Annotated in this window: 17 protein-coding genes and 1 tRNA gene; 13 read left to right on the top strand and 5 right to left on the bottom strand. The window is 54.7% G+C overall.

The features are described from left to right. The first annotated feature begins 12 nt into the window (after positions 1 to 12). Positions 13 to 1,203 carry a bifunctional 2-C-methyl-D-erythritol 4-phosphate cytidylyltransferase/2-C-methyl-D-erythritol 2,4-cyclodiphosphate synthase gene (locus tag FPY71_RS07420; protein WP_149300525.1) on the top strand — a complete coding sequence of 397 codons (1,191 nt, stop codon included), beginning with the start codon at positions 13 to 15 and terminating at the stop codon, positions 1,201 to 1,203. Between the two features lie 2 nt (positions 1,204 to 1,205). Continuing rightward, on the top strand, positions 1,206 to 1,724 hold the full coding sequence (locus FPY71_RS07415) for a CinA family protein (RefSeq protein ID WP_149299231.1): 519 nt from the start codon (positions 1,206 to 1,208) through the stop codon (positions 1,722 to 1,724). Between the two features lie 19 nt (positions 1,725 to 1,743). On the opposite strand, the gene FPY71_RS07410 is transcribed toward FPY71_RS07415, so the two are convergent. Continuing rightward, positions 1,744 to 2,976 (bottom strand): alpha/beta hydrolase, encoded by a 1,233-nt coding sequence (locus FPY71_RS07410; protein WP_149299229.1) that lies wholly within the window; start codon positions 2,974 to 2,976, stop codon positions 1,744 to 1,746. A gap of 93 nt (positions 2,977 to 3,069) precedes the next feature. Then, positions 3,070 to 3,774 (bottom strand): SDR family oxidoreductase, encoded by a 705-nt coding sequence (locus FPY71_RS07405; RefSeq protein WP_149299228.1) that lies wholly within the window; start codon positions 3,772 to 3,774, stop codon positions 3,070 to 3,072. A 112-nt stretch (positions 3,775 to 3,886) separates the two neighbouring features. On the opposite strand from FPY71_RS07405, the gene FPY71_RS07400 reads away from it, so the two are divergent. Further along, positions 3,887 to 4,816 (top strand): ABC transporter substrate-binding protein, encoded by a 930-nt coding sequence (locus FPY71_RS07400; protein WP_188052259.1) that lies wholly within the window; start codon positions 3,887 to 3,889, stop codon positions 4,814 to 4,816. Continuing rightward, positions 4,813 to 6,753: a Fe(3+)-hydroxamate ABC transporter permease FhuB gene (gene fhuB, locus FPY71_RS07395; RefSeq protein ID WP_149299224.1), complete on the top strand. Its 1,941-nt coding sequence runs from the start codon at positions 4,813 to 4,815 to the stop codon at positions 6,751 to 6,753. The genes FPY71_RS07400 and fhuB overlap by 4 nt, the downstream gene beginning before the upstream one ends. Positions 6,754 to 6,755: 2 nt before the next feature. Here the strand turns inward: fhuB and FPY71_RS07390 are convergent, their stop codons facing one another. After that, positions 6,756 to 7,520 carry a DeoR/GlpR family DNA-binding transcription regulator gene (locus tag FPY71_RS07390; protein WP_149299222.1) on the bottom strand — a complete coding sequence of 255 codons (765 nt, stop codon included), beginning with the start codon at positions 7,518 to 7,520 and terminating at the stop codon, positions 6,756 to 6,758. A gap of 118 nt (positions 7,521 to 7,638) precedes the next feature. Continuing rightward, a complete protein-coding gene (locus FPY71_RS07385) occupies positions 7,639 to 8,328 on the bottom strand; it encodes a helix-turn-helix domain-containing protein (RefSeq protein WP_188052258.1) in 690 nt (229 codons plus the stop codon). A gap of 323 nt (positions 8,329 to 8,651) precedes the next feature. Between FPY71_RS07385 and dctP the strand changes: the two genes are divergently transcribed. The 5 genes from dctP (at position 8,652) to FPY71_RS07360 (ending at position 13,978) form a co-directional block, all read left to right on the top strand. Further along, a complete protein-coding gene (dctP, locus tag FPY71_RS07380; protein ID WP_149299219.1) occupies positions 8,652 to 9,827 on the top strand; it encodes a TRAP transporter substrate-binding protein DctP in 1,176 nt (391 codons plus the stop codon). 126 nt (positions 9,828 to 9,953) lie between these two features. Next, the gene (locus tag FPY71_RS07375; RefSeq protein ID WP_149299217.1) at positions 9,954 to 10,445 is read left to right on the top strand and encodes a TRAP transporter small permease; all 492 of its coding nucleotides are present in this window, start codon (positions 9,954 to 9,956) and stop codon (positions 10,443 to 10,445) included. A 40-nt stretch (positions 10,446 to 10,485) separates the two neighbouring features. Further along, a complete protein-coding gene (locus tag FPY71_RS07370; RefSeq protein ID WP_149299215.1) occupies positions 10,486 to 11,799 on the top strand; it encodes a TRAP transporter large permease in 1,314 nt (437 codons plus the stop codon). Positions 11,800 to 11,856: 57 nt separating this feature from the next. Then, entirely contained in the window at positions 11,857 to 13,605 is a 1,749-nt protein-coding gene (locus tag FPY71_RS07365) for a CocE/NonD family hydrolase (protein ID WP_210246257.1), read from the top strand. A gap of 121 nt (positions 13,606 to 13,726) precedes the next feature. Next, on the top strand, positions 13,727 to 13,978 hold the full coding sequence (locus FPY71_RS07360) for a hypothetical protein (RefSeq protein ID WP_149299214.1): 252 nt from the start codon (positions 13,727 to 13,729) through the stop codon (positions 13,976 to 13,978). Here the strand turns inward: FPY71_RS07360 and FPY71_RS18865 are convergent, their stop codons facing one another. Continuing rightward, positions 13,979 to 14,107 carry a glycine zipper domain-containing protein gene (locus FPY71_RS18865; RefSeq protein ID WP_483964273.1) on the bottom strand — a complete coding sequence of 43 codons (129 nt, stop codon included), beginning with the start codon at positions 14,105 to 14,107 and terminating at the stop codon, positions 13,979 to 13,981. It abuts the gene before it with no gap. Positions 14,108 to 14,547: 440 nt separating this feature from the next. On the opposite strand from FPY71_RS18865, the gene FPY71_RS07355 reads away from it, so the two are divergent. The 4 genes from FPY71_RS07355 to FPY71_RS07340 all read left to right on the top strand — a co-directional run bounded on the left by FPY71_RS07355 (position 14,548) and on the right by FPY71_RS07340 (position 15,890). Continuing rightward, complete coding sequence (locus tag FPY71_RS07355; protein WP_149299212.1) at positions 14,548 to 14,805, top strand: hypothetical protein; 258 nt, start codon at positions 14,548 to 14,550, stop codon at positions 14,803 to 14,805. Positions 14,806 to 15,003: 198 nt separating this feature from the next. Next, positions 15,004 to 15,093: transfer RNA gene (locus tag FPY71_RS07350), tRNA-Ser, on the top strand. Between the two features lie 230 nt (positions 15,094 to 15,323). After that, positions 15,324 to 15,578 carry a hypothetical protein gene (locus FPY71_RS07345; protein WP_149299210.1) on the top strand — a complete coding sequence of 85 codons (255 nt, stop codon included), beginning with the start codon at positions 15,324 to 15,326 and terminating at the stop codon, positions 15,576 to 15,578. 63 nt (positions 15,579 to 15,641) lie between these two features. Then, complete coding sequence (locus tag FPY71_RS07340; protein WP_149299208.1) at positions 15,642 to 15,890, top strand: hypothetical protein; 249 nt, start codon at positions 15,642 to 15,644, stop codon at positions 15,888 to 15,890. The last annotated feature ends 150 nt before the right edge of the window (positions 15,891 to 16,040 follow it).

Raw genomic sequence — 16,040 nt, 5'->3', positions numbered from 1 at the left:
TTTGTGGCGGTTATGAAGAGTGCGGCGATCATTGTTGCGGCGGGTCGAGGTGAAAGGGCTGGTGCGGCGCACGGCCCTAAACAATACCGCAATATCGGTGGTGAGCCGGTGCTGACCCACACTTTGCGCAATTTTACCAATGGTTCGGTGGATCATATCGTCGTGGTCATCCACCCGGATGATCAGGCCTTATGCCAACATGCCTGCGCCTTGGCGGGCATCCAGCCGCATCTGGTGATCGGCGGCAGAACGAGGCAGGAATCCGTATTGCGAGGGTTGGAAGCGCTTGTGGATTTTGCGCCTGAAACTGTGCTGATTCATGATGCAGCGCGGCCTTTTGCCCATGGCGTGGTGAATAAGGTGGCAGAAGCTGTCAGCGAGTTGGCGGGTGCGATTCCCGCATTGCCAATTGCGGACACTCTCAAGCGCGGCAATGGCGCCGGGCTGGTGCAGGTTACAGTGCCACGCGCCGGGCTTTACGCGGCACAAACTCCGCAGGGCTTTCCATACCAGCCAATATTGTCGGCGCATCGTCAGGCAGCGGTTTGTGAACAGGAATTCACCGATGATGCATCCATCGCCGAGTGGGCGGGCCTGCCGGTGCATCTTGTGGCAGGCACACCAGAAAACATCAAAATCACCTATGCCAATGATCTACTGGTGGCAGAGGCGCAGCTTGATCTGCAAGACAAGGCGATAGCGAGGCAAAATTCCATGATCGATGTTCGAACCGGTAATGGCTACGACGTGCACAAGCTGGTTCCCGGCGACCATGTGACACTTTGCGGTGTTAAAATTGCTCATGACATGGCCTTGTCCGGCCATTCGGATGCGGATGTCGGCCTGCATGCGCTGACAGATGCCTTGCTGGCAACCTGTGGCGCGGGTGATATTGGCGACCATTTTCCGCCAACGGACCCTCAATGGAAGGGTGCCGCGTCACACATTTTCGTTGAGCATGCAGTTCGGCTGGTCACAGAAAAGGGCGGGCGGATTGCCAATGCTGACATCAGCCTGATTTGTGAAGCGCCAAAAATTGCCGGCCACCGGCTTGAGATGCGCCAGGCAATCGCCAGAATGACCGGCCTGGAGCTTGAGCGCGTTTCTGTCAAAGCCACGACCAATGAAACAATCGGCTTTGTAGGGCGCAGGGAAGGAATTGCTGCCATTGCAACGGCAAGCGTGATTTATGGAGAGGCTTGAGAATGGCTGATGAAGAACTTCTGGCAGAGGCTGCAAGGCTGATAAAACTGGCTGCGGGCCTTCATATGAAGGTTGCGACGGCGGAATCCTGCACCGGCGGTCTTATAGCAGGCTATCTGACAGAAGTTCCCGGATCCTCGGCCGTTCTTGAACGCGGATATGTCACCTATTCCAACGCGGCCAAGCACGAAATGCTGGGCGTTGCTTCGAATCTCCTGGAAACTTATGGCGCGGTTTCCAGTCAGGTTGCCAGGGCCATGGCCATCGGTGCTCTCAAGGCGTCGCACGCCGAAATCGCTTTGTCTGTAACCGGCATTGCAGGCCCGGGCGGCGGCTCGGCCGAAAAGCCTGTGGGGCTGGTGCATTTTGGTGCGGCCCTTGGCGAAACGGTGCTGCATAGGGAAGAGCGTTTTGGCGATATTGGCCGTCACCGTATCCGGCTGATGAGCGTCGCTATTGCCTTTGATATGCTGGACGAGTTGTTGAGCCACGGCTCCTCCCCTGCAGAACCAGACCGTTAACTCATAAAGGGGCCATCCATCAGTCCGGGAGCGCTGCACCCAATGTTGCACTGGTGGCGCTGGTGGCTGCCTCAAACTGGCCCGGCAGATTGCGGCGTGTTTCAGGATCCACCACTGCGATAGGAATACTGATTGCAGCAGATGCTGTGTGCCCGACAATCTGTGTTGCGCCAACCGCAACCGCGCCGATGGATTCACCAACTCCAAGCCTGGAGTCAGTCATGGTCTGGCCATTGATCAATCTTTGACCAAGCAATTGTACCACCTGCGGACTTTGCGCGAATTTCGAGTGGTTCAGATAGTCCGCTCCGTCAATTTTTGTCAGATCCACAACATCTATGCCAGCGCGCTCAAACTCTGTCTTGTATGGTTCTTCTGCTGGATTGACCGCACCCAACCGTCCGCGATTGCCGGAAATCAGGCGGCTTATGGCAAGCGCCTTATCGTCGGCTGAAACGAACACGGTGAATTTCGGCTTCTGGTCACCAAACTGCTGCCATTGCTTGCGAAACACATCAATGTCGATATCCGGCGAGGCCAGAATTACGTTCTTGATTTTGGGTGCAATGCGGCCATCACGGATTGTCATCTGCCGCAAGGACTCCACGGCCAGCCAGGTGCCCATCGAATGCGCCATCACGGTGACTTCGCTGACATCCTTGCTGTTGGCCACTGCTTTCAGCAGCTCCTCAAGCGCATCTCGCGAGTAATTGGTGCTTTCCTTGTCGTAGTTGTAATCAAACACGCTGGCACGAGATGGCCAGGTGAAAAGAATGGGGGCAACCTGCGCTCCGGAATCATGCACAATCTGGGCAAAGCGGAAAACAGAGTCTTCAAACCTGTTGTTGAATCCGTGCACAAACACCAAAACATGGCGAGAAGGCCCCAGATGTTCCTTCAACCAGACCCGGCTTTCGCTCACATTCAGCGGTTCCGCCTGCAGGGTGGCAAATTCCTTGGCGGGGTTTGGTGGCAGTCGCTTGGGCCACTGCACTTCGCCAACCTTGCGCGCAGATGCCGGTGGAATTGAAATCTGCATGTCGATCAGGCTCAGATCCGGGCCCCTCTCGCCCGAATACAGAAAGGACGGATCTTCCATTGCCTCACGCGTTGTCGCCACCAGCATATCCACCGTTGAAGCACCTTCAACGACGACACCACCGGTCAACGGCAGCAAAACCCCCTGGGGGTTGCCAGCGCAACTTGCCAGCAGCAGAACTGCCGGGAACAACTGAGCAAAACAGAACCGCACATCAACCCCCAATATCGGTTTTCTGCAGCTTCACAAAAAGCATTTCCCGTAGAGGCGGCATCGCTTCAACGGCACGACAATGCGGCAAAATCCCTACACCGATCGGGTGATACCACCATCCACGCGGATATTCTGCCCGGTTATGTAGCCTCCAGCCGGCGATGCCAGAAACGCAATGGTTCCGGCAATTTCCTCAACTGTACCATAGCGTCCCATCGGAATGCTTTCCCGCCGTTCGTCCGTTTCCGGCAAGCTGTCGATAAAGCCCGGCAGCACGTTGTTCATTCGAATGTTTTCCGCCGCATATTTGTCGGCATATAATTTGGCGAAGGCCGCCAGCCCTGCACGGAAAACGCCGGATGTCGGAAATGTCGGGCTGGGTTCAAAGGCGGCATAGGTTGAAATATTGATGATCGCGCCGCCGCCCTGGCTTTGCATGATCGGTGTTACAAGCCTTGTTGGCCGCACAACATTCAGGAAATAAACATCCATACCCCGGTGCCAATCTTCATCTGTCAGATCCAGAACCGGCGCGCGGGGGCCATGCCCTGCACTGTTCACCAGAACATCCACCCTGCCCCAGCGCTCCATGGCGGCATCCACCAGTTTTCGCAGGTCTTCAACGGACTGGTTGGAGCCAGTAATACCCACGCCGCCAAGTTCATCGGCCAAGGCCTCACCCTTGCCCGAAGAAGACAGAACTGCGATTTGAAAGCCATCTGCCGCCAGGCGGCGCGCGGCGCCCGCCCCCATGCCGCTGCCACCCGCTGTGATGATTGCAACTTTTGTGTCCGGCATGCTTCCTGTCTCCGATGACCGATCATCTTTTGTCTATCAGTAGCCGTTTTCAAAGCATCTTGGTATCCGTTATGCACGGATGCTCAACAGATGCGTGAATGGATTCAACTCAGTGAATAGCCGGCTTGCCGATCAGTTTTTATCGAAGAACCTGGCAGTCAGTTCAAGGCTGGATCGTCGCACGTTTCTGGCTGGTCTGGGGGGTACCGCGTTCGCCATACCCGCTTTTGCAAAAGCTGCAACGCCCAGAGTGGCAGCGCTCGACTGGGCGCTTCTCGAAAATCTGCTGGTTTTGAACGTCGTTCCCGTTGCGGCAGCGGAACTGACCATGTTCCGCCAACTGGCTGTTGAGCCAGTGGTGCCAGATACCGTGGCTGATCTGGGTTTGCGAAGAAGCATCAATATGGAGCTTCTCTATTCCCTATCCCCGGACCTGATTTACCTTTCGCCGTTCAACAGCCAGTCACAGGGCCTGCTGTCGCGCATAGCGCCCACACGCACATTCAGCCTGTTTGAAAGCAACGTTCGGCCGTTGCCAAAAATGGAAGCCGCCATTCTGGCTATGGGTGCCGAACTTGGCCGCAACGAGCTGGCACAGGACTACGTTACCCGCACCCAAAGCGAGCTTGCCGTTCTGCGGCACAAATTGAGCGCGGCCGCATCCCGTCCCGTTTTCCTGGTGGATATGGCCAATGCTCGTGCCGTCCGTGCCTATCGGGAAGATTCACTTTTTGGCAATGCAATGGAGCTGCTTGGCTTTGAAAATGCTTTTGGCGTAGACACAGCCTATCCGGCCTTTTCGCCAATTGGTATCGAGGCCATGGCCGAAAGGCCTGACGCGATGATCGTGGTGGTTGGTCCGGTAACCCCCAATATACAACAGGCTCTAAGCCAAAGCGTATTGTGGAATGCCCTTCCAGCCGTTAAAGCCCGGCGCGTTTTTCAACTGGACGCAGCCAATGCCTTTGGCTCGCTGCCGGCCATTCGCCGGTTTGCCGGGCTGTTTGCCAATGCACTGCTGGCTGAAAACACGCTGCTATGAACCGCAGGCTTTTTATCTGGCTGGCGGTCGCTGGACTGTGCATTCTATTGTTTCTTCTGCAGTTTCTGCCAGCTGTTGATCTGGCTCGGCGAAATGAATTTTCGGCTCTTCTGCTTTACCATTCACTGCTGCCACGCTCGGCCATGGCGCTTGTGGCCGGGGCTGCTCTGGGCCTTGCAGGTTTCGTGTTGCAAACCGTTTTGCGCAATCCCATTGCTGATTCCTCAACCCTGGGCGTGGCTGCCGGAGCGCAACTGGCTCTGGTTGCGGCAACTCTTTATTTCCCGGTTTTGTTAGCAGGAAGTTTCCAGACAGTCGCATTCGCTGGCGGCATTATCGGACTTGGCCTTGTGCTCCTGTTGAACTGGCGCAGGCAGTTTGAGCCGGTCGGCACCATCATCACCGGGCTGATCATATCGCTGATGGCCACATCGCTCAGCGCAACGCTCATTCTGGGACGTGGCGAGTATGTCATGTCAATTTTCATCTGGGGCGGTGGTTCGCTGGCACAGGATAGCTGGCAGCCTGTTCTGGGATTGGCATGGCGTCTGCTTGTTTGCCTGGCTGCGGTGGCCCTCCTGCTGCGTCCAATGACCGTCCTGACACTGGCAGAAGACAGCGCCCGAAATCTTGGTGTGCGGGTGGGCCTTTTGCGATTTTGCGGACTGGGATTGGCAACATTGCTTGCAAGCTCCGTTACCGCATATGTTGGCATCATTGGCTTTGTCGGCCTGGCCGCTCCGGCCATCGCTCGTGCATCTGGCGCCCGAACCGCAAAAGCCCAGTTTCTTGCAGCCCCGGCCATTGGTGCGGCATTGCTGTTGCTGGCCGATGGATTGGCGCAGGCCGCAACACCTGCAGCGCAGGAGGCTTTGCCCACAGGCGCCGTTACGGCTCTGCTAGGAGGGCCGGTGCTGTTGTGGCTCTTGCCGCGTTTGCGCAACAGCATGTCGCGACTGGATATGCCGTATCATAACCACAGGTTGAAGAACCCCAAGCTGGCGATGCTTGTCCTGTTGGCGGTTCTGGTCTTGTGTATCGTGCTTTCGCTGTGTCTTGGACGCGGCGTAGATGGCTGGCAACTGGCAACGGGAAACAGTTTTCAGGAACTGTTGGTCTGGCGTGCGCCGCGAATTGCCATTGCCATTGCGGCTGGCAGTATGTTGGCCGCCGCCGGAACTATATTGCAACGTCTGACCGGCAACCCGATGGCCAGCCCTGAGGTGTTGGGCATCAGTTCGGGTGCGGGGCTTGGGCTCGCGCTTTTGCTCATCCTGGTTCCGGCGCCAGGGGGAATGCTCAGCTTCGTTGCCTGCCTTGCCGGATCTCTGGTAGCGCTGGCTGCCATTCTGCTGCTTGCCATGCGCAATCCTGCGGGGCCGGAACGCCTGTTGCTGGCAGGCATTGCGCTGGGCAGTTTTTCCGGTGCCGCAATGACCGCCGTAACCGCGCAGGGCGGCATGGCGGCCTTGCAGATGCTTGCGTGGCTAAGCGGTTCGTTGGAGGGTGCGGAGCCAGGTCAGGCGTGGATGTCATTATTGGCTGCTGCGGTGCTGCTGGCACCGCTGATGTTTCTCGGCAGGTGGCTGGCTCTTCTGCCAATGGGCAAATCCAGCGCCATTTCCTTGGGAATTTCCTACAATTCGGCTTCAAATCTTCTGGTGGTTCTGGCCGCGCTGCTGGCGGCCTGTGCAACTCTGCTGGTTGGTCCGTTGTCATTTGCGGGGTTGTTGGGCCCGCATCTGGCACGTCAACTCGGCTTTGTCCGTCCGCTGCAACATGTTGTTGCAGCCGCATTTCTGGGCGCGATCATGCTAGTTTTGGCCGATTGGTTGGCACGCACGCTGATATTTCCGTATCAATTACCGCTTGGGCTTTTCGCCTCGCTGATCGGGGGGCCATATCTTATCTGGATCATGGCCCGCAGACGGGCTTGAAATCAGCACATTTCAACCCGTTGGATCGTTTGTCGATAGGGCTCGATAACCGGTGCTGCCACTCTATCGGTGATCAAGAGATCCAGCGCGGATAGTGGGCATAGTTTCACCAGACTGCGCTGCCCCAGTTTGGAATGATCGGATATCAGGATTGTCCTTCTGGCGCGCTTCATACCCAACTGCGCAATGGCCACCGCCTCGCGCGAAGAATTGGAAACTCCGGCAAGGTCAAGCGCATCGGCCGTCATGAAGAACGTGTCAAACTTCAGTTCTGAAACGGCCTTCAACGCCGCATCGCCCGCAATACTGTATATGCCATTTCGAATAAGCCCGCCAACAATATGCACCTGGGTGTTTCCGACGGAAGCCGCTTCTGCGACCTTTAAATCCACGGTGACAATTGTTACGCTGCGTCCGGCAAGCCTTTGCGCCAGAGCCAAAGCCGTGGTGCCCGAATCTATGAAAATCGTCTGGCGGTTTTCCACATGCGCGGCAGCCGCTCTGCCTATTCGGCGCTTTGCACCGTGATGGCGCCGAAGCTTGTCCAGAAACGGCGCATCAGCTTTTCCAACCCGTATCCCGGGCGAAATCACGCCACCATGTGTTCTGGAGGCCAGTCCTGCCCGTTCCAGCAATGTCAGATCCCGGCGGATCGTGGGCGCAGAACTTTCAAAATGGCGAACAAGGTCCTCAATGGTTAAGCTTCCCCGCTCGGCAATCAGCCGCGCCATGCTTTGTTGCCTGTCGTGCGGGAACTGCTGACTCATGGACCCTCCACCATGGGTAGTGATCCTTCAATATCATCCAGCCGGTGTCAATCAGTCCATTTAACGCAGACCGCCCACGCTGATTTCTCTATGGTCCAGCGCATACGAATCAACAGATCTACCGACCTTTGCCTTTGGCGCTATCGGAAAAAATCTCCTGTACATAGTTCCGCGCCGCATCCAGCGACAAGTCACTGGGCGGAATCCAGATCACGAGAGCCTCGGCCGGCTCTGGAGACAGCGAAGTGAAACTGTGCGGCATGGCGCTGTCATAATAGGCACAGTCACCGACCTCCAGCGTGATCGGCTGGTAGTATTCGGTTCGCAGTTCCAGACTGCCTTTCACCACAAAAACCATTTCCTCGCCAGGATGGCCAACCAGTGAATCATTCGGGTCCGAAGCGAATGAAAGTATGCGGTTGTACAGCGGGTTAATTCGCTTGTTGATGATTTCGGTGCACAGAGCTCCCAACTCGTAATTTGGCGTGCGCAAAAAATTGATATCGGCGCCGCGGGTTACGGAAATACGCGCTGGTGGAGGCGCTGCAACGGCTTCCGGCTGCAGCATGATCAGTTCGGTCAAGGGAATTTCAAGGGCCGACGCCAGCCGCACAAGATTGGCAAATGTCGGTGAAACCTTGTTGTTTTCAATCTTCGACAATGTGGCCGCTGATATCCCGGATTTTCGGGCCAGCGTGGCGAGCGTGATGTCTGCACGCACCCGCAAATCCTTCAGCCTTCCGCCGATCTCATGGACTTTCTGTACGGTAGGTGCCGCAACTTTCAGCTCTTTAATAGCGCTACTCATCATCATCGCCCTTTGGCAGCAGCGGAATTCACTGATCCTAACCTGTTTTCAAAACTCACTGCGACATTTCTTTTTCGAAAGTTTATTGACAAAAGTAAATCCTTATCGAATGCTGCATACAACTAAGCCAAGTAACCCACGTCTTTCGATATGGTAATATCTGGCACAATTTGTGCAAGTGGGTCGGCAATTGGCGAAACATCATAGTTTCCCGACAAACGGGAAGCCGATTTGCGTTTGAAACTGCGTAATACCTGAGACATCCAACGTTTTGCGACTTGAGGAGGAAGCAGAGCGTTCGGCAAATATCTGTGGAGGACATCATGATTTTGAAAAAGCTGGCAACGGCAATGGCTTGCTGCTGCCTGATTTCCAGTCCCGCTCTGTCACAAGACCAGGCTGAAAAGTCCAATGTTGAAAAATGGCTTGATGGCGAAACTGAGTGGGCACCTGAAATCACTTATGACGGGCGACCGATCACCATTCGGTTCAACTCGTTCCTTGGTGCTCAAACTCCAGTCGCAAAAATCTCGCTCCGTGCCTTTGAGCGTTTGAAGGAAGATACCGGCGGCAAGCTGGTTGTGCGCCCTTTCTGGAACAACACACTGGCAGACGGAAATGCGGGTGGGTTTGAGGCGGTTTCCAGTGGCGTTGCCGATCTTGGCACCTGCTACATCATGCTGAGCCCCGGCGGATTTGATCTGCAGCTCGGTTTCCAGATGCCCTATCTGATCAAACGCAGCACACCCGGCTCCATGGCCGCACACAGTGTTTACCCGGAATATGCGCGCGACACATATGAAGCGCGCGGCGTCTATCTTGGCCGCATAGCCTATACCCCACCCAATCAGATGATCACTTCCAGCAAGCCAATGCGCACGCTAGATGATGTGCAGGGCAATAAAATCTGGGCAACCGGCAATATTCCAACCCAGATCGTTTCTGCCCTGGGCGGCGCGCCAGTGGCTGTAGCTCCGGCAGAACTGTACATTTCATTGCAAACCGGCGTGCTGGACGGAGCGCCCATGCATGATGCCGGTACAATTACATTCCGGCTTAACGAGCTTGCCAAGTATCGCACAGAGGCAAACCTCTGGGCCAACCCAACCGAATTCTGTATCAACCCGACATTCTTCAACTCTTTGCCGGACGATTTGAAGGCCACTTTCTACCACTGGCTTCAATTGTGGAATTTTGCGGAAACCAAGATTTACTATGACGATCTTGCCCGCGAAGGCAATGAAACCATGCGAGAGCGTGGTATCGAGTTCATAGATCTTGATGAAACAGAGCAGAAGCGTTGGGATGAGGCGCTTGCACCGGTTGAGCAGAACTGGCTGGATACAATGAGCGCCAGAAACCTGCCCGGTGAAGAGTTCCTCGCGCAGTTCAGGTCGGAATATTCCCGGCTGGAAGCGATGAATGATGACGAGCTGTTTCAGATCATTCTGGAAAATCCGACAACCAACCTGATTTCCGGCTACGATTTCCAAAAGTAAGCTGGATCACCAGAATATCTGAGGCAGCAATGCTGCTTCAGATATTTTTCCCCACGCCCAAAATTGAGTTCACCGCAGCCGCACTGGAAACAGCTTGCGCAGGTGCTTCGCGGAAGTGGAATTCCCATGATCAGCCTTGTCAAATTTTTACGATATGTAAGCTGCATCGCGCTTTTGGCAGTGGCCATTGTCATGAGCCTGGAAGCCACTTTGCGTTATGTTTTTCGCGCTCCGATCTTCGGTGTGCAGGATCTGCTGTCGGCCGGTCTGCTGGTGGTATTCTCACTCGGACTGGCGGATAGCTGGCTGTCGCGCTCGCATGTTCGCATGGATATGCTTTACGACAATTTCTCGCCGACCTTGCGCAAAATCGTTGACTATATCAGCCTGTTCATAGCCGCCATCATGGGTGGTGCTCTGGTTTACGGGGCCTATAAGGCGATGTTCCATTACGCGGGCTACGGTGCCTCAACACCACTGTTGAACATCCCGATTTCCTGGCTGGCAGCGATCGTAGTCTTCGGCGCAGCGTGTTTCTGCCTGGCCATTGTCTACGATTTCTACCTGAAATTGACCGGGCGGGACATTCCGCCGCCTCCCCCGACCCTCGTCGCCTGAAGCCACCTCAAGAGCCGCTGTAACGAAGGAGCAATTCCGCGTGGATTTTCTAGCGTCAATCGACCCGATCATACTGGGTAGCCTGGGACTTGTGCTCGTGGTCGTCCTGATCATGCTGGGCATACCAATTGCACTGTCAATTTTTGCAGTTGGTTTTTTCGGACAGGCCATTTTCTTCGATCTGGAGCGTGCGGCAGGTCAACTCTACCATGCCTTTGCCGGCAAGGGCATGGACCTTCTGCTCGGCAGTATTCCGCTGTTTGTTTTCATGGGGCAATTGATTTCCAAAAGCCGTATCGGGCAGGATCTGTATGATTGTGTTTACCGCTGGACAGGCCACATGCCCGGCGGCATTGCCATCACCGGAGTGGTCAGTGGTGCCGGCTTTGGTGCGGTAACAGGTGTCAGCGGGGCCGCCGTTGCTACAATGGCCACAATCACCATGCCGGAAATGGAAAGGTATCGCTACGATCTGCGGCTTGGTGCGGGTGCTATTGCGTCTTCAAGTGCGCTGGCAATCCTGATCCCGCCCAGCCTCTTGATGATCCTCTACGGCATTGCCACCGACTCTTCGATCGGCGACCTTTTCATCGCGGGCATATTCCCGGCAATTCTGCTTACAATTTCCTACGCGCTTTACATCGTAGTCGTCGCCAAAATTTCGCCAGAGCGCGCTCCGCGCGGTCCATCTTTCAGTTGGGAAGAACGATTCAAGTCGCTGGTTGGTCTTTTGCCAATCGTGGTCATCTTCACCTTGTTGATGGGCGGCATCTACTCGGGCGCGTTCACGCCCAGCGAGGCGGCTGGCGTTGGTAGCGTCGTTGTTCTGCTTTACCTCATGGTCACGCGCCGGCTGACACTTCGCACCTTGTTCGAGGCAACAACGGACAGCATCCGCCTGACCGCGATGGTGTTTCTCATTTTTGTCAGCGTGACCCTGCTTTCCAGTTTTCTGGTTTTGACTGGCGTTCTTGATGCCTTCATCAGCCTTGCCTCGGACACAGATGTGCCCGCGATCTTCATCATCCTGTTTTTCGTGCTTTTGTATCTGATCCTGGGCATGATTCTGGATGGCATTGGCATGATGCTGCTGACGCTGCCGGTCACGTTTCCCATTGTCATGGCGCTTGGCTATGACCCTATCTGGTTCGGCATTATCGTAACTATACTTGTAGAAGTTGGCCTGGTTACTCCGCCGGTGGGCCTGAACTGCTATATTCTTCGCCAGGTTTATCCAAAGGTTTCGCTGAAAGATATCTTCATCGGTGTCATTCCCTTCTTCCTTATTACGATGATCTGGGTCTTTGTTTTTGTTTTCTTCCCGGAAAGCATCACCTGGGTGTTGGGCAGATAATCTTCAAACCAACAGCCGCTTTATCCCTTGACTGCATATAAAACTGAGGAGGCAACGTTGATTAACGGGCAAAAAACCGAATATCGCGATGGAATGCGAATAGACTGGGATGTTCCAATTCCTATGGAAGATGGTGTGATATTGCGCTGCGATATCTTTCGTCCGGAGGAAGATGGCGAATATCCTGTCATCATGAGCTACGGCCCTTATGGCAAGTGGCTGCATTTTGAAGATGGCTATAAGTCTGCGTGGGATCGGATGACCACAAAACATCCTGATGTTGTTGCCGGCTCCACCAACAAATACCAAAGCTGGGAAGTTGTTGATCCGGAAAAGTTTGTGCCGCATGGCTATGCCTGCGTGCGGGTGGACTCCCGCGGTGCCGGGCGCTCTCCCGGATATATGGAAGTGTGGTCCCCGCGTGAAGCGCAGGATTACTACAACTGCATAGAATGGGCGGCGGAACAGGATTGGTGTGACGGCAAAATCGGCCTGAACGGTATTTCTTACTATGCCACCAACCAATGGCAGGTTGCGGCGATGAACCCGCCTCACCTGACTGCAATCTGCATCTGGGAAGGCTTTGCGGATTTTTATCGCGATTGCACCCACCACGGCGGCATTCTGTGCACATTCGTTGCCAATTGGTACGATATGCAGGTTAAGTCGGTACAATACGGGCTTGGAGAAAATGGCTACCGCAGCCGTTTGACCGGAGGCTGGGTGTCCGGGCCGGAATCCTTGACCAGCGAAGAGCGCGGGTCAGCGCGTTTCGACTTCGGTCAGGTGGCTCGCGCACACGCGATGGACGACGAGTACTGGAAAGCGCGCACGCCGGATTTTTCCAAAATCACAGTGCCAGTTCTCTCTTCAGGCAATTGGGGCGGCCAAGGCTTGCACCCGCGCGGCAATTTTGAAGGTTTTTCCAACGTATCTTCCAAAGACAAGTGGCTGGAAGTTCACGGCATTGAGCATTGGACCGAGTTTTACACCGACTATGGTATCGACCTGCAACTCCGCTTCTTCAACCACTTCCTGAAGGGTGAGAAGAATGGCTGGGACCAGCAGCCCAAGGTTCAGTTGCAGGTTCGCCATGTCGACCACTTTGTTGAGCGGCATGAAGATGCGTGGCCGCTGCCTTCGACCCAGTGGACAAAGTATCATCTGGGCGCCAAGGGACACACATTGTCTCAGGATGAGACCTCACAAGGCAGCCAGGTTTCCTTCAAGGCATTGGGTGATGGTGTCACCTTCCTGACAGAGCCACTGGAGGCGGATACTGAACTGACAGGACCAATTGCCGCGCGCCTCAATATTTCTTCATCAACCGAAGATGCAGACTTCTTCCTTGTGGTGCGCGTGCTGACGCCAAACCTTGAGGAAGTTGTGTTCCAGGGCGCGCTGGACCCGAACACTCCGGTTGCGCAAGGTTGGCTGCGGGCGTCGCACCGCAAGCTGGACACGCAGAAAAGCGAGCCATATCGCCCGTACCATACGCATGACGAAAAGCAGCCGCTCACACCGGGCGAAGTTTACGAGCTGGATATTGAAATCTGGCCGACATGCATTGTGGTGCCTGCGGGTTGCCGTATTGCGCTGTCGGTCAGAGGCCGCGATTATGTCTATCCAGGCCCGCCAGATGCCGGGCTCTCCAACATGAAGAACAAGTTCACAGGCGTGGGTCCGTTCCTGCACGATGACCCGGTCGATCGTCCGATTGAGATCTTCGGCGGTACGACAACGCTTCATCTTGGCGAGGGCAAGGAAAACTGGGTTATGCTGCCGGTCATTCCAGCACGTAAATAGGTTTTGCAGGCTGTGGCCATCGCCTTCGCGGTGGCCACATCTCTGGCATTTGCCTCAATTTCCGACCAACGGAACCGCCATTCTCCTGCCACGTTTATCTCAGCTTGCTCAGGAGATGGATATGCACCGATTGTGGTATGATATGATGATGCTGGGTATCGAGTCACAACAGGTGATGTTCCTGCGAACGATGAAGCTTGCCAGAGGCGGCAAGGCTGGAGAACGCGAAGCCCAAAGAATGGTGGCTGAAAAGCTGTCTGCTGCAGGCGCAGCCGGAATGACCCTCTCTCATGGGGGCACCGCCGAAACTGTTGTCAAAGGCTATCGTAAGAAGGTTCGGGCAAACGCTCGTCGTCTGTCACGCCCTAGCTGACTATCGCACTGCGGTACCAAGCACGACGGCCAATGCCAAACCAAGCCCGAGAGCCAGGCCGATGCTTTTAAAGACGGCGAGGCCGAGCGATGCGCCGATAGCGACGCCAAGAGATATCCAGATAATCATGCGCGGTCGTTTACTCTTTAATGCCGCAGTCTTCAACTCTCTCCTGAAAAGACGTGACTTATCCGCGCCAACTGGCTTCTTTCACCTGAATTGAAACTGCTACCGCAACTTCTGCAACCGGTCCGCCTTCCTGGATCGGGAAACCCACGCGCTAATCGTAGAGTTTGGCGACATTGGTGCTCTGTTTTCATGAAAGATAATTTGAAAGCAAGGAACGGGTGAGAGACACCGGTTAGGCTTTTGTAAAAGTAGTTTCTGCATTTAAGCGGATTGCCGACTGGCGGCGGGTAGTTTGAATTCCCGATTTGGAATTAAATCCGAACTGGCAGTTTTTAAGCACCCTAAAAGCCAAGCAGACTGGCTCCAGCCAAGCGCTGCAGTGGATCCTACCAAGACTCTGCTCCCATTTGACGTCAAATACAGAGTGACGGGAGTATCAAATGAGCGAAGAGCCTGAACATCATAGCACGAGAAGCTTCAAAGCCGCTTTCGACCGCTTGACCGGCTGGTCGCTGGCACTTTTTGAATATTTGTTAGCAGTGGGCACGATTGCGGTTTTGATCCTCAACATTCAAACCGGTATCTCCACGCTCGCCGCAGTCATCGCCGCCACATTCATATCCATCCCCCTGCTTTTAGTCATCCATTTCTGGACGGAATGGGAGAAACGAAGGAAGACCGGAAGTGATGACACCTAGTTTTGATGGTGCGCGTGAAGGAGTTGCGCTTCAAATTCTGAACGATGCTTACTTCGCCCGCACAGGAAATTTTTTAGTGTGGGTTCTGCGCTGTTTCACCGGAGTTTCAACAACTTGCCTTGCCGGAGGCGGGTATCCTGTAAATTAATGCAAGGTATGAGGTTGCAGAAGCATTGGAATATGATATCTGACCGTTACGGAGAGGTGGCCGAGTGGTCGAAGGCGCTCCCCTGCTAAGGGAGTATACCGGTGACGGTATCGTGGGTTCGAATCCCATCCTCTCCGCCATTTCAGGCCCTTAAGCAGGCTTTACCCCACAATCGTCCATGTAGAATCGTGCTGTGTTATGCAGAACGTTGCAGGAACATTCACACTGTTGTGGGGGAAAATTGGGGGAATGCTTGCTCTAGTGATTTCCCATCCACATCTAATTCAGAATGTGGAAAACCTCGCCCACACATCCATTCTCAACGGCCAGAACAGTCCTATTTGTCCGTGTCTTAACGGAGCACAAAACGATGCCACACCCAGCCAATCGCTACGCATACACTGCCGTTGACGAGAACAATGAAGCGCTGAGTGATCAAGAGGTGCTTCAAAGTAGCGCACCGGTTTCAGACGATGAGCTGATGCAGTTGCTGCGCAGTCTGGCAGCTGAGACGCTAGACAAGTTCCCAGAAGGCTTTGACACGTTTTCGATCGAGCTTGTCAGCAAGATTGGCGATGCTGATTGGACGACGAAGTACATCCCGTTTTCGCAGCTGCTGAAATAGCCACTTGTCGAATCTCTCTGACTGTTGGATTTAGAACAAAGAGAGAACACATGAGGCAAGGCTATGGGGCGCTATCCGCGTATTCACCCGACACTATTTCACATTGAGCGCGAGCTGGATTGGCAGGAGAAGCTGCTGGACTATTCAACGACGCTCGCCACATCCGATTGCGTATACGTGATCCGGGGCGCATGGGAGGCAGCGGTGAAACAGTATCCGAACCACACACTTTATCTGCAAAACGGTGCCCGGATAATGCAGAAGCATTCCCCGGAAGAGCCGTGCACGTTTCACCCGAAGGTTATTAAGTGACACTCACTAGTGATCATCCAGCCTGACTAATGCGCTGGACCGTACCCACACTCCAGTACTAAACACGGGAAACCTTCTCATATGGAAAGTTCGATCGCATGCCTGGGCGTTTGAGCGACCTAGCTCCTTCTGTGCTTGATACATTGGCTG

This window comes from Aureimonas fodinaquatilis, from assembly GCF_008369445.1.
GTDB classification, from domain to species: Bacteria; Pseudomonadota; Alphaproteobacteria; order Rhizobiales; family Rhizobiaceae; genus Aureimonas; species Aureimonas fodinaquatilis.
This window is presented reverse-complemented; position numbering and strand designations above follow the sequence as displayed.

Excerpts from the sequence above, each read along its gene's own strand:
- dctP (WP_149299219.1), top strand. The coding sequence starts at position 8,652 with ATGATTTTGAAAAAGCTGGCAACGGCAATGGCTTGCTGCTGCCTGATT.
- FPY71_RS07355 (WP_149299212.1), top strand. The coding sequence starts at position 14,548 with ATGAGCGAAGAGCCTGAACATCATAGCACGAGAAGCTTCAAAGCCGCT.
- FPY71_RS07375 (WP_149299217.1), top strand. The coding sequence starts at position 9,954 with ATGATCAGCCTTGTCAAATTTTTACGATATGTAAGCTGCATCGCGCTT.
- FPY71_RS07340 (WP_149299208.1), top strand. The coding sequence starts at position 15,642 with ATGGGGCGCTATCCGCGTATTCACCCGACACTATTTCACATTGAGCGC.
- FPY71_RS07345 (WP_149299210.1), top strand. The coding sequence starts at position 15,324 with ATGCCACACCCAGCCAATCGCTACGCATACACTGCCGTTGACGAGAAC.
- fhuB (WP_149299224.1), top strand. The coding sequence starts at position 4,813 with ATGAACCGCAGGCTTTTTATCTGGCTGGCGGTCGCTGGACTGTGCATT.
- FPY71_RS07420 (WP_149300525.1), top strand. The coding sequence starts at position 13 with ATGAAGAGTGCGGCGATCATTGTTGCGGCGGGTCGAGGTGAAAGGGCT.
- FPY71_RS07390 (WP_149299222.1), bottom strand. The coding sequence starts at position 7,520 with ATGAGTCAGCAGTTCCCGCACGACAGGCAACAAAGCATGGCGCGGCTG.
- FPY71_RS07360 (WP_149299214.1), top strand. The coding sequence starts at position 13,727 with ATGCACCGATTGTGGTATGATATGATGATGCTGGGTATCGAGTCACAA.
- FPY71_RS07415 (WP_149299231.1), top strand. The coding sequence starts at position 1,206 with ATGGCTGATGAAGAACTTCTGGCAGAGGCTGCAAGGCTGATAAAACTG.
- FPY71_RS07385 (WP_188052258.1), bottom strand. The coding sequence starts at position 8,328 with ATGAGTAGCGCTATTAAAGAGCTGAAAGTTGCGGCACCTACCGTACAG.
- FPY71_RS18865 (WP_483964273.1), bottom strand. The coding sequence starts at position 14,107 with ATGATTATCTGGATATCTCTTGGCGTCGCTATCGGCGCATCGCTCGGC.
- FPY71_RS07405 (WP_149299228.1), bottom strand. The coding sequence starts at position 3,774 with ATGCCGGACACAAAAGTTGCAATCATCACAGCGGGTGGCAGCGGCATG.